Genomic DNA, 12393 nt, shown 5'->3' on the forward strand with positions numbered 1-12393 from the left:
GCGCATAGCGCCCCCAGCAGTGCTACGAGGCAATGCGGTTATCCCTGATTTACGGGGACGTCCCTGTGGATAACCTGGGGGCGTACCGCTTCAGCCCAATGTCCACGCCGCTTGCCGAGGATTGAGCAAAAAACGCTCAGTAATCAGGTGCTTGTGCACAAAGCGCGGGGATCAGCATGTGGATAACCTCTGGAGAGGTTGCTGCAGGCCACGCCAGCTGTGGTCTGCAGGATTTTGGTTATTTATTGATCAGCTGCGCTTGCGCACTTTAAGCCAGGCATCCACGCTGTACAGCGCCAAGCCGGCCCAGATGAACATGAATGCGACCAGCGTGCTCGACGACAGATGCTCGTCAAACAGCAGCACCGCCTGCAACAGCACCAGGCTCGGTGCCAGGTACTGCAGGAAACCCAAGGTGGTGTAGGGCAGGTGCCGCGCGGCTGCGTTGAAGCACACCAACGGGATCAGCGTGACCGGCCCGGCGGCAATCAGCCAGAGCGCTTCAGTGCTGCTGAAGAAATCCCCCTGCGTGCTGCTGGCAGCCGGGTGCAGCAACAGCCAGCCTGCGGCTAGCGGTACCAGCATCCAGGTTTCCACCACCAGCCCGGGCAGTGCCGCGACGGGTGCCTGCTTGCGAATCAGCCCATAGAAGCCAAAGGTCAGCGCCAGCACCAGCGACACCCACGGCAGGCTGCCAACCTGCCACACCTGCTGCGCGACCCCGACCGCTGCCAGGCCGACCGCCAGCCACTGCAGCCGCCGCAAACGCTCGCCGAGCAGGAGCATGCCCAGCAGCACGTTGATCAATGGGTTGATGTAATAGCCGAGGCTGGCTTCGAGCATGCGCCCGTTGTTTACCGCCCAAACATAGGTCAGCCAGTTGCCGGCGATCAGCGTACCGCTCAGGGCGAGGATTGCCAGGCGCTTGGGGTGGTCGCGCAACTCGCGCCACCAGCCGGGGTGCTTCCACACCAGCAGTAACAGCGAACCGAACAACGCCGACCAGAGCACCCGGTGGACGATGATCTCGACCGCCGGCACGCTCTGAATGGCTTTGAAGTACAGCGGGAACAGGCCCCAGATGATGTAGGCCGTCAGGCCGAGAATATACCCGCGACGCGGGTTTGCAGCGTGCATGCCGAATCCTTGCTTAGGTAGCTAAATAACAGCACCTATTGTAGACAGACCTGCACCTGCTCCTAGAACAATTTCAGCGGCGCTTCGTCCAGCGCCGAGATCTGCTCACGCAACGCCAGGATCTGATCGCCCCAGTAGCGCGGCTGGCCAAACCAGGGGAAGCTGCGCGGGAACGCCGGGTCGTCCCAGCGCCGCGCCAGCCAGGCGCTGTAGTGCAACTGGCGCAAGGCCCGCAGCGGCTCGATCAGCGGCAGCTCGCGCGGGTCGAAGTCGTGGAACTCGTTATAGCCGTCGATCAGCTCGGCCAACTGGCCCAGGCGTTCTTCGCGGCTGCCGGCGAGCATCATCCACAGGTCCTGCACTGCCGGGCCCGTCCGGCAGTCGTCCAGATCGACCAAATGGTAGGCGTCTTCGCGGTGCATGATGTTGCCTGGGTGGCAGTCGCCGTGCAGGCGGATGGTCTGGTGCGGGGTGCGCGCGTAGATCGCTTCAACCCGTTTGAGCAGATCGCGAGCGACCGATTCATAAGCTGGTAGCAGTTCCCTGGGCACGTAGTTGCCGTCGAGCAAGGTCTGCAGCGAGGCATGCCCGAAGTTATCCACAGCGAGCGACTCACGGTGCACGAACGGCCGCGTGGCGCTGACTTTGTGCAGGCGCCCGAGCAACTGGCCTAGGGTATACAGCTGGTCGAGATTGCCCGGCTCTGGCGCCCGGCCGCCGCGGCGTGGGAACAAGGCAAAGCGAAAGCCCTGATGTTCGAACAGGCTCTGGCCTTCATGGCTGATTGGCGCCACGACCGGCACTTCGCAGTCGGCAAGCTCGGCGGTAAAGGCATGTTCTTCGTGGATCTGTGCGTCGGTCCAACGCCCCGGCCGATAGAACTTGGCGATCAGCGGCTGCTGGTCTTCGATGCCTACCTGATAGACCCGGTTCTCGTAACTGTTGAGCGCCAGCACGCGGGCATCGCTGAGAAAGCCCAGGCTTTCTACCGCATCAAGGACCAGGTCGGGGGTGAGGGTATCGAAAGGGTGGGACATTGGAGCTCCGCAGGGCGACATCGTGAGCACCATGGTACTCCATTACCCCTCGCACCGGAGGTCGCTAGGCCGGCACGCCCAGCAGTACATAAGCGGGATGGAACTGCGCACGTAGTTCGCTGCCGGTGGTCACCCCATGAGCTGTCAGCCACTGGCTCTCGGCAAAAGCGCAGAGGGTCTGGCCATTACTCAGTTGCAGGCGCACTTCGCAGCTGGCCTCTTCTTCAGCGAGCACTTCTGCGACCGTGGCGCCGAGCGTGTTGCTGCCTGGTTCTGCGGTGTCCTCCGGGCCGAGCAAGTGCACCCAGCCGGCCTTGAGCAAGGCCACTACCTGGCTGCCTGGCGCCAGTTCCAGCCGCTCGGTGCTGTCGCGGGTGATCAGCGCTTGAATCTGCAGCCCGCCACTCAGCGCCAGGGTCACCCGGTCATGCCGACCTTCGCTGCTCACTGCGCTGACCACACCCTGCAGCTGATTACGCGCGCTGGTGCGCAGCATCAGCCGGCCGAGCAGGTCGAGGTCGCTACTGTGTTCGGCGGCCTCGAGCACTTGCGCCTGCAGCGCTTGCAGGCGCAAGTAAAGGCGCAGCACGCGCTGGCCCTCTGTCGACAACTGAGCGCCGCCACCACCACGGCCGCCGGTGCTGCGCACGACCAAGGGCTGCGCGGCAAGGTTGTTGAGCTCGTCGATGGCGTCCCAGGCGGACTTGTAACTGATCCCGGCAGCCTTCGCCGCGCGGGTGATCGAGCCCTGCTCGGCGATGTGCTGCAGCAAGGCGATGCGCTGCGGGCGGCGGGCGATGTGTTGGGTGAGCTGGGTGGGCAGAGACATGCGCTTGAGCCAGGCGGTGTGAGACTGGCGAAGTTGCCTCCCGTAGCGTCATCAGTCAACCCCGGCGCCCGCTCAGGCCTGGCCAGGTTTGGCCGTGCGCGCCAGGCAATAGACATCGACCCGCTGGGCGCCGGCCTTGCGCAGCAGTTTGGCAATGGCCTGGGCAGTGGCGCCGGTGGTCAGCACGTCGTCGACCACTGCCAGGTGCCGCCCTTCGACATCAACGCCTGGCGCCAGGGTAAACGCCTCACGCAGATTGCGCCGGCGCGCCTTGGCGCCGAGTTTTTGCTGGGCCGGGGTGTCGCGAGTGCGGAGCAGCCAGCGCTCGTTGCAGGCGATGCCCAGTTGGCCTGACAGCCAGCGCGCAAGCATACCGGCCTGATTGAAGCCGCGCTGGCGCAGCCGACGCGCCGCCAAAGGCACTGGCAACAAGTATTCCGGCCTGGGCAAGCCTTCGGCGTAGCGATGCGCCAACGCATCCCCGAGCAAGCCCGCCAGCATACGACCGAGGGGCCACTGCCCGCGATGCTTGAAGCGACTGATCAGGCTATCCAGCGGGAAGCCGAAATGCCACGGCACAATCACCTGGCTGAAGGCCGGCGGCCTGCGGTGGCAGGGGCCGCAATGTAGGCCGGCGATGGCCAGCGGTAACGCGCAGCGCAGGCATTGTTCCTCCAGCCAGGGCAATTCCTGTTCACAGGCGCTGCACAGCGGGTAGGGCTGGTAAGCGTGTTCATCACACAGCAAACACCTTTGATTAATATTTGTACACTTGTAAACCAGCCATCTGAGTATTGGTTGACAGTCCATGGCCCTTCCGTAAATATTGCGCCTATCCGTGATGCGCTGGCGGCTTTCTTGGCCTGCGCGCCAGTCAGAGCCTAGATAAGGAAACGCCGATGAGCGCCAGCACAATTGCTACAACACGTCACGACTGGGGCCTGGCCGAGGTCAAGGCGCTGTTCCAGCAGCCCTTTAATGATTTGTTGTTCCAGGCGCAAAGCGTGCACCGCGCGCATTTCGATCCCAACCGTGTGCAGGTCTCGACCCTGCTGTCGATCAAGACCGGCGCCTGCCCGGAAGACTGCAAATACTGTCCGCAGTCCGGCCACTACAACACCGGGCTGGAAAAGCAAAAGCTGATGGAAGTGCAAAAGGTGCTGGATGAGGCCGCCCGCGCCAAAGCCATCGGCTCGACGCGCTTCTGCATGGGCGCGGCCTGGAAGCATCCGTCGGCCAAAGACATGCCTTACGTGCTGGAGATGGTCAAAGGGGTCAAGGCATTGGGCCTGGAAACCTGCATGACCCTCGGCAAGCTAGACCAGGACCAGACCACCGCGCTGGCCCAGGCTGGCCTGGACTACTACAACCACAACCTCGACACCTCGCCTGAGTTCTACGCCAGCATCATCACCACCCGCACCTACAGCGAGCGCCTGCAGACCCTGGCCTATGTGCGTGACGCCGGCATGAAGATCTGCTCCGGCGGCATCCTCGGCATGGGTGAGTCGCTGGACGACCGCGCCGGGCTGCTGATTCAGCTGGCCAACCTGCCCGAGCATCCTGAGTCGGTACCGATCAACATGCTGGTCAAGGTTGCCGGCACGCCGCTGGCTGAAGAAGCCGACATCGACCCGTTCGATTTCATCCGTATGCTCGCGGTCGCACGGATTCTCATGCCCAAGTCGCACGTACGGCTGTCAGCCGGGCGTGAGCAGATGAACGAGCAGATGCAAGCGCTGGCCTTCATGGCCGGGGCCAACTCGATCTTCTACGGGGAAAAACTGCTGACCACGGCCAACCCACAAGCCGACAAGGACATGCAGCTGTTCGCCCGCCTCGGGATCAAGCCGGAAGCGCGCGAAGAGCACGCTGACGAAGTGCATCAGGCAGCCATCGAGCAGGCCCTGGTCGAGCAGCGCAGCAGCGAGATGTTCTACGACGCAGCGTCGGCCTGAAATGGCCTTTGACCTCACCGCGCGCCTGGCCGAACGGCGTGCGGCCGATCTGTATCGGCAACGGCCGCTGCTGCAGACCGCGCAGGGGCCGCAGGTGGTGGTCGACGGCCAGCCGCTGCTGGCCTTCTGCAACAACGATTACCTCGGCCTGGCCAATCATCCTGAGGTGATCGCTGCCTGGCGCGCCGGCGCCGAGCGCTGGGGTGTTGGTGGCGGTGCTTCGCATCTGGTCATCGGCCACAGCACCCCGCATCACCAGCTTGAAGAAGCCCTGGCCGAGCTGACCGGGCGGCCGCGTGCGCTGCTGTTTTCCACCGGCTACATGGCCAACCTCGGTGCCATCACCGCGTTGGTCGGACAGGGCGACACGGTGCTGCAAGACCGCCTCAACCACGCTTCGCTGCTCGATGGCGGCCTGCTCAGCGGTGCGCGCTTCAATCGTTATCTGCACAACGATGTGCAGAGCCTGGCCAGCCGCCTGCAGCGGGCGACCGGCAATACCCTGGTGGTTACCGATGGCGTGTTCAGCATGGATGGCGATCTCGCCGACCTGCCCGCACTGGCCGCGACCGCCCGCGCAGCGAATGCCTGGCTGATGGTCGATGATGCCCACGGCCTCGGCACCCTGGGCGCCAACGGCGGCGGAATCGTCGAGCACTTCGGCCTTGGTCTGGAGCAGGTGCCCGTGTTGATCGGCACCCTCGGCAAAGCCTGCGGCACCGCAGGTGCGTTTGTTGCCGGCAGTGATGATTTGATCGAGGCACTGGTGCAGTTCGCTCGGCCCTACATCTACACCACCAGCCAACCGCCGGCGCTGGCCTGCGCCACGCTCAAGAGCCTGCAGCTGCTGCGTGACGAAAGCTGGCGGCGCGAGCAGTTGGCGGCGTTGATCCGCCAGTTCCGCGAGGGGGCAGAGCAGATCGGCCTGCAACTGATGGACAGTCAGACGCCGATTCAGCCGATCCTGATCGGCGACAGCGGCCGTGCTGTGCGCCTGTCGCAGATGCTGCGCGAACGCGGCTTGCTGGTGACCGCTATCCGCCCGCCGACAGTACCGGCCGGCAGTGCGCGGCTGCGGGTGACCTTGAGCGCGGCGCACACCGAGGCGCAGGTGCAGCTATTGTTGAATGCATTGGCAGACTGTTATCCACAACTGGAGCGCGCCGATGCGTAATCGCCTGATTCTCTTGCCCGGCTGGGGGCTGGGTACTGCTGCACTGCATCCATTGGCGGCAAGCCTGCGCGCGCAGGATTCGCGCTTGCAGGTCGACCTGCTGCCGCTGCCGGAATTGCCCGACGGCGATGTCCAGGCCTGGGTCGAGCATCTTGATCGCACCCTGCCCCAGGATACCTGGCTGGGCGGGTGGTCACTGGGCGGGATGCTTGCCAGCGAACTGGCGCGCAAGCGCGGTGATCGCTGCTGCGGCCTGCTGACCCTGGCCAGTAATCCTAGTTTCGTAAGCCGCGCCGACTGGCCGCACGGCATGCCGGCAGACACCTTCAGCACCTTTGTCGACGGCTGTCGCAGCCATCTGCAGGTCACCCTGAAGCGCTTTCGCTCGTTGTGTACCCAGGGCGCGCCGGATCAACTGGCCGTGCTCAAGCAACTCAATGTCGGCCTGCCGAGCACTGATCCGCTGTACCTGATGAGCGGCCTGAAGGTGCTGGGCAAGCTGGATACCCGCGACGCCTTGGTGGAGTACACCGGGCCGCAGTTGCACCTGTTTGCCGGCAGCGATGTGCTGGTCCCGGCAGAGGCAGCCAAGGCGCTGTGCGAGCTGGTCCCGGACGTCGAGGTCGGTCTGGTTGAAAACACCTCGCATGCCTTCCTGCTGGAATATCCGCAGGATCTGGCGGCGGGCATCAAGAATTTTTTGCACGAGAGCGGCGATGACTGATCTGTCCCATCCGACCCTGCCGGGCGGCTTGCCTGACAAACGCCAGGTGGCGGCGTCGTTTTCTCGCGCTGCTGCCAGTTATGACAGCGTTGCCGCGTTGCAGCGCGCCGTCGGTGTGGCTTTGCTCGAGCAGTTGCCGGCTGATCTGACCCCAAGCCGCTGGCTCGACCTGGGCAGCGGCACCGGTCACTTCAGCCGCGTGCTGGCCGAGCGCTTTGCCGGCGCTGTCGGCGTGGCCGTGGACATTGCCGAAGGCATGCTGGGTCACGCTCGGCAGCAAGGTGGCGCGCAGTTTCACGTGGTCGGCGATGCCGAACGCCTGCCGCTGCAGGACGCCAGTGTCGATTTGATTTTCAGTAGCCTGGCCGTGCAGTGGTGCAGCCAGTTCGCCAGCGTGCTCAGCGAAGCACAGCGGGTGTTGCGCCCTGGTGGAGTGCTGGCGCTCAGCAGCCTGTGCGTAGGCACTCTGGAAGAGTTGCGCGCCAGTTGGCAGGCAGTAGACGGCATGATCCACGTCAACCGCTTCCGCCGGTTTGACGATTACCAGCGGCTATGTGCCGGCAGCGGCCTGCAGCTGCTCGATCTGCAACAGCGTGCGCAGGTGCTGCACTACCCCGATGTACGCAGCCTGACCCATGAATTGAAGGCGCTGGGTGCGCATAACCTCAATCCCGGCCGGCCGGCTGGCCTAACGGGGCGGGCGCGCATGCAGGGTTTGCTGCAGGCCTACGAACACTGGCGCCAGCCGTCCGGCCTGCCGGCCACCTATCAGGTGGTGTATGCCGTGCTGCGCAAGCCGCTGCAGGCTGGGGAATGACATGAGCCAAGCGTATTTCATTGCCGGTATCGACACAGACGTGGGCAAGACCACCATCGCTGCCGGCTTGCTCCATGCGGCCCGCCTGCAAGGCTTGAGTACCCTTGCGGCCAAGCCAGTCGCGTCGGGGTGCGCGGTGACCAGCAAGGGCCTGCGCAATGCCGATGCGCTTGCCCTGATCGATCAAAGCACACTCCAGTTGCCTTATGACCGGGTCAATCCGTTCGCTTTCGAGCCAGCGATCGCCCCGCACCTGGCTGCGCGCGAAGCGGGCGTGGCGCTGGCGGTGCCCGCTTTGCTCAAGGCGATGCAGGGGATTCTGGCAGAGGGCGCCGACTTCACCTTGATCGAAGGTGCCGGCGGTTGGCGGGTGCCGTTGTCGGACCATGCCAACCTGTCCGATCTGGCGATCGCGCTGAAGCTACCGGTGATCCTGGTGGTCGGCGTCCGCCTGGGCTGCATCAATCACGCGCTGTTAAGTGCCGAAGCAATTGCCCGCGATGGCCTGCAGCTGGCCGGCTGGGTGGCTAATGTGATTGAGCCGCGCACCTCGCGGCTGGAAGAAAACCTGGCCAGCCTCGCCGAACGCCTACCCGCGCCGTGCCTGGGGCGGGTGCCCAAACTCAAGCAAGCCAGCGCCGATGCCGTGGCCGAACATCTGCAGCTTGATCTGCTTGATTAAGCTCCGTCCGCATACCCTCGGTCTATCAGCTGGCACTAGGCTATTAGCGATTTAAACGGGCCTTTTCGGCGTTGGCCTGCTTTAATGAAGTTTGTCCGTTATCCAGCGTCATCGGAGTTTTGACATGGAAATCACCGGTAGCTCTGCCTACTACGCAGGTCTTGGCGCCATTCAGGCGGGCCAGAACCGCGTTGATCAGGCCGCCAGCCAGATCGCCAACGGCACCGTCGAACGTGCCGCCACCAGCCAGTCCAGCGACTATCAGGCCGAGCGCTTGCGCGCTGTCGACCGCAGCCAGCAAATGGACATGGCCACCAGCACGGTGCAGTTGGCGCTGGGCAAGACTGAAGTCGAGCTTGGTGTGAAAGTCGCCAAGGCTTCCGATGAACTGCTCGGCCGCTTCATCGACACCTACGCCTGATTGCTAATCTCGCTGAAACCTCTGCGGGCCTGACTGCGATGGCGCTGACCAGACAACACCGTTGTCTGCTCGGTTGCCCTCTGCAGTCAGGCCCGCAGTTGCATTTACGGGTGCATGGCAGATACGCCATGTTTCGCGACATAAATGGCACCATAGTCCCTTCTTGACTTTGTTTGCACCTAAACGTAAGTTTCAAACAACTGTTTGATCGAGTGCCGGTTGCTGTCGGCGCTCACTCCATCGGACTCCTCAAGAGGTTCATCGCAATGCCTGAATACAAAGCCCCTCTGCGTGATATTCGCTTCGTTCGCGACGAACTGCTCGGCTATGAAGCGCACTACCAGAGCCTGCCGGGTTGCGAGGAAGCCACGCCCGACATGGTCGCTGCGATCCTTGAGGAAGGTGCCAAGTTCTGCGAGAACGTGCTGGCGCCGCTGAACCGCGTTGGCGACCTCGAAGGCTGCAAGTGGAGCGAGTCGGGTGTGCAGACCCCGACTGGCTTCAAGGAAGCCTACAAACAGTTCGTCGAAGGCGGCTGGCCGAGCCTGGCCCATGATGTTGCTCACGGCGGCCAGGGCCTGCCTGAGTCGCTGGGCCTGGCGGTCAGCGAGATGGTCGGTGAAGCCAACTGGTCTTGGGGCATGTACCCAGGCCTGTCCCATGGCGCGATGAACACCATTTCCGAGCACGGCACCGCCGAGCAGCAGGACACCTACCTGAGCAAACTGGTCACCGGTGAATGGACCGGCACCATGTGCCTGACCGAGCCGCACTGCGGCACTGACCTGGGCATGCTGCGGACCAAGGCTGAGCCGCAGGCGGATGGCTCTTACAAGGTTTCCGGGACCAAGATCTTCATCTCGGCCGGTGAGCACGACATGGCCGACAACATCGTCCACATCGTGTTGGCGCGGCTGCCGGATGCCCCTGCTGGCACCAAAGGTATTTCGCTGTTCATCGTGCCCAAGTTCCTGCCGAGCGCCGATGGCGCCATCGGCGAGCGCAACGGCGTCAGCTGCGGCTCGCTCGAGCACAAGATGGGCATCCACGGTAACGCCACCTGCGTGATGAACTTCGACGGCGCTACCGGTTACCTGATTGGCCCGGCCAACAAAGGCCTGAACTGCATGTTCACCTTCATGAACACCGCTCGCCTGGGTACCGCGCTGCAAGGCCTGGCCCACGCTGAAGTGGCATTCCAGGGTGGCCTTAAATACGCCCGCGACCGTCTGCAGATGCGCTCGCTGACCGGCCCCAAGGCACCTGAAAAGGCCGCTGACCCGATCATCGTCCACCCTGATGTACGGCGCATGCTGCTGACCATGAAGGCCTTTGCCGAAGGCAACCGGGCGATGGTCTACTTCACCGCGCAGCAGGTCGATATCGTCAAGTACAGCAAGGACGAAGAAGCCCGCAAGAAGGCCGATGCATTGCTGGCCTTCATGACCCCGATCGCCAAGGCGTTCATGACCGAGGTCGGTTTCGAAGCCGCCAACCATGGCGTGCAGATCTACGGCGGCCATGGCTTCATCGCCGAGTGGGGCATGGAGCAGAACGTGCGCGACAGCCGCATCTCGATGCTCTACGAGGGTACCACCGGCATCCAGGCCCTCGACCTGCTCGGGCGTAAAGTGCTGATGACCCAGGGCGAAGCGCTCAAGGGCTTCACCAAGATCGTGCACAAGTTCTGCCAGGCCCAGGAAGGCAACGAAGCGGTCAAGGAATTCGTCGAGCCGTTGGCGGCGATCAACAAGGAGTGGGGCGAACTGACGATGAAAGTCGGCATGGCCGCCATGAAAGACCGTGAAGAGGTCGGTGCCGCGTCGGTCGATTACCTGATGTACTCGGGCTACGCTTGCTTGGCCTACTTCTGGGCTGATATCGCCCGTCTGGCAGCTGAAAAACTCGCCGCCGGCACCAGCGAAGAAGCGTTCTACACCGCCAAGCTGCAGACCGCACGCTTCTACTTCCAGCGTATCCTGCCGCGTACCCGAACCCATGCAGCGACCATGCTGTCCGGTGCCGGTAACCTGATGGCGATGAAAGAAGAAGACTTCGGCCTGGCCATCTAAGCCGCGCTGGCAACATCAAAAACCGCCTGCCCTCACCGGCAGGCGGTTTTTTTGTGAACGCTCGTCCGGGCCGCGTAGCCCCCTGCACAGAAAAAGCTAAGCCTGGCTCCACGCCTGCCGTTAAACATCTGGTGTACTCATCTATTCATGTGCGCTGCCGATGAAGTAAAGGCACAATGCCATTATTGATCTGCCGGGTTGGAGATACCCTTGTTTCAGTTATCCGCTGTACGCGTAAGCCATTTCCTGCCGTCACTGGTGTTACTGGTGTCGGGGCTGGCGGCGGCCTATGTGAGAGACCTCAGCGTCTTCTTCACGTCTTTGTTCAATGTGCTGCCAACCATGGTGCTGCTGCTCGGCGGCGCCTATTGCGCGGTGTATCGCCGGCAGCGTGAGCTGTTTCTGATGGTCACGGTGTATATCGCTTACTACCTGCTCGACACCCAGACCGACTTCTATCGCGACAACGGCCGCGTGCGTGAAGACGCTGCAGTAATCTTTCATCTGGTCTGCCTGCTGCTACCTGCGTTGTTCGGCCTGTTCGCCGCCTGGCAGGAACGCACCCATCTGGCCCAGGACATGCTCGCCCGCTTTGCCGTACTGTTTGCCGTCGGCAGCGTGGCGGTGGCCTTGCAGCAGAGCTTTCCGGAGGCGCTGCTGGGCTGGCTGGCGGAGATCCGCTGGCCGTCGCTGCACGGTCAGTGGATGAGCCTGATCCAGCTGGCGTACCCGGTCTTCGTCATCGTCTTCATCCTGCTGGCGGTGCAGTACCTGCGCCAGCCGCGACCGCTGCATGCGGCGCAGATCATCGGCTTGCTGGGCCTGCTGTGGATGTTGCCGAAAACCTTCATCCTGCCGTTCACCCTGAACATCATGTGCAGCCAGGTCATGCTGATGATTGCCGCAGCGGTCGCCCACGAGGCCTATCAGATGGCCTTCCGCGACGAGCTCACCGGCTTGCCCGGCAGGCGTGCGCTGAACGAGCGTATGCAGCGCTTGGGGCGCAACTACGTGATTGCCATGACCGACGTTGACCACTTCAAGAAATTCAACGATACCCACGGCCACGACGTCGGTGATCAGGTGCTGCGGCTGGTTGCCAGCCGGCTGTCGAAAGTGACGGGGGGCGGCCGGGCTTACCGCTATGGCGGCGAAGAGTTCGCCCTGGTGTTTGCCGGCAAGACTGCCGAAGAATGTCTGCCGCACCTGGAAGCGGTACGCGAGATGATTGCCAACTACGCCATCCAGCTGCGCGACCAGAACAGCCGCCCGCAGGACGATAGCGCCGGCCGGCAACGGCGCAGCGGCTCGGCCAGCGCTACCGTATCGGTCACCATCAGCATCGGCGTGGCCGAACGCTTGATCGACCACCGCAACCCCGAGGCGGTGCTCAAATCTGCCGACGAGGCGCTGTACAGCGCCAAGGCTGCCGGGCGTAACTGTGTAGTGATGTTCGGCCACCAATCACGCCGCGGCGCTGTGCGAATGGCATAACTTAGGTTGACTAAGGTTGACTGTAGGGTCACGTGATGACCCTATGTC

Annotated in this window: 12 protein-coding genes; 8 read left to right on the plus strand and 4 right to left on the minus strand. The window is 63.2% G+C overall.

What is annotated here, in order from left to right; translation table 11 throughout:
- Positions 1 to 249 precede the first annotated feature (249 nt).
- The 4 genes from rarD to FW789_RS22965 all read right to left on the minus strand — a co-directional run bounded on the left by rarD (position 250) and on the right by FW789_RS22965 (position 3813).
- Positions 250 to 1137: an EamA family transporter RarD gene (gene rarD, locus FW789_RS22950; RefSeq protein WP_207073981.1), complete on the minus strand. Its 888-nt coding sequence runs from the start codon at positions 1135 to 1137 to the stop codon at positions 250 to 252.
- A gap of 62 nt (positions 1138 to 1199) precedes the next feature.
- Complete coding sequence (locus tag FW789_RS22955) at positions 1200 to 2174, minus strand: serine/threonine protein kinase (protein WP_446432089.1); 975 nt, start codon at positions 2172 to 2174, stop codon at positions 1200 to 1202.
- A 64-nt stretch (positions 2175 to 2238) separates the two neighbouring features.
- Positions 2239 to 3003, minus strand: coding sequence for a TOBE domain-containing protein (locus FW789_RS22960; protein ID WP_446432090.1), 765 nt, complete (start codon positions 3001 to 3003; stop codon positions 2239 to 2241).
- 72 nt (positions 3004 to 3075) lie between these two features.
- On the minus strand, positions 3076 to 3813 hold the full coding sequence (locus FW789_RS22965; RefSeq protein ID WP_446432091.1) for a double zinc ribbon domain-containing protein: 738 nt from the start codon (positions 3811 to 3813) through the stop codon (positions 3076 to 3078).
- 89 nt (positions 3814 to 3902) lie between these two features.
- Between FW789_RS22965 and bioB the strand changes: the two genes are divergently transcribed.
- The 8 genes from bioB (at position 3903) to FW789_RS23005 (ending at position 12345) form a co-directional block, all read left to right on the plus strand.
- A complete protein-coding gene (gene bioB, locus FW789_RS22970; RefSeq protein WP_446432092.1) occupies positions 3903 to 4961 on the plus strand; it encodes a biotin synthase BioB in 1059 nt (352 codons plus the stop codon).
- Between the two features lies 1 nt (position 4962).
- Positions 4963 to 6135, plus strand: a complete 1173-nt coding sequence (gene bioF / locus FW789_RS22975; protein WP_186700446.1) for an 8-amino-7-oxononanoate synthase — start codon at positions 4963 to 4965, stop codon at positions 6133 to 6135.
- Positions 6128 to 6859 carry an alpha/beta fold hydrolase gene (locus FW789_RS22980; RefSeq protein ID WP_186700444.1) on the plus strand — a complete coding sequence of 244 codons (732 nt, stop codon included), beginning with the start codon at positions 6128 to 6130 and terminating at the stop codon, positions 6857 to 6859. The genes bioF and FW789_RS22980 overlap by 8 nt, the downstream gene beginning before the upstream one ends.
- Positions 6852 to 7676, plus strand: a complete 825-nt coding sequence (gene bioC, locus FW789_RS22985; RefSeq protein ID WP_207073976.1) for a malonyl-ACP O-methyltransferase BioC — start codon at positions 6852 to 6854, stop codon at positions 7674 to 7676. Before FW789_RS22980 ends, bioC begins: the two co-directional genes overlap by 8 nt.
- A 1-nt stretch (position 7677) precedes the next feature.
- Positions 7678 to 8358: a dethiobiotin synthase gene (gene bioD, locus FW789_RS22990; RefSeq protein ID WP_446432093.1), complete on the plus strand. Its 681-nt coding sequence runs from the start codon at positions 7678 to 7680 to the stop codon at positions 8356 to 8358.
- A gap of 124 nt (positions 8359 to 8482) precedes the next feature.
- Entirely contained in the window at positions 8483 to 8779 is a 297-nt protein-coding gene (locus tag FW789_RS22995) for a pyrroloquinoline quinone biosynthesis protein PqqE (RefSeq protein WP_101322420.1), read from the plus strand.
- Positions 8780 to 9045: 266 nt separating this feature from the next.
- Positions 9046 to 10851: a phenylacyl-CoA dehydrogenase gene (locus FW789_RS23000; protein WP_186700438.1), complete on the plus strand. Its 1806-nt coding sequence runs from the start codon at positions 9046 to 9048 to the stop codon at positions 10849 to 10851.
- 210 nt (positions 10852 to 11061) lie between these two features.
- Positions 11062 to 12345, plus strand: coding sequence for a GGDEF domain-containing protein (locus FW789_RS23005; RefSeq protein ID WP_103435215.1), 1284 nt, complete (start codon positions 11062 to 11064; stop codon positions 12343 to 12345).
- Positions 12346 to 12393: the final 48 nt, after the last annotated feature.

The sequence above is a fragment of the Pseudomonas sp. 1121_17 genome, assembly GCF_052850745.1.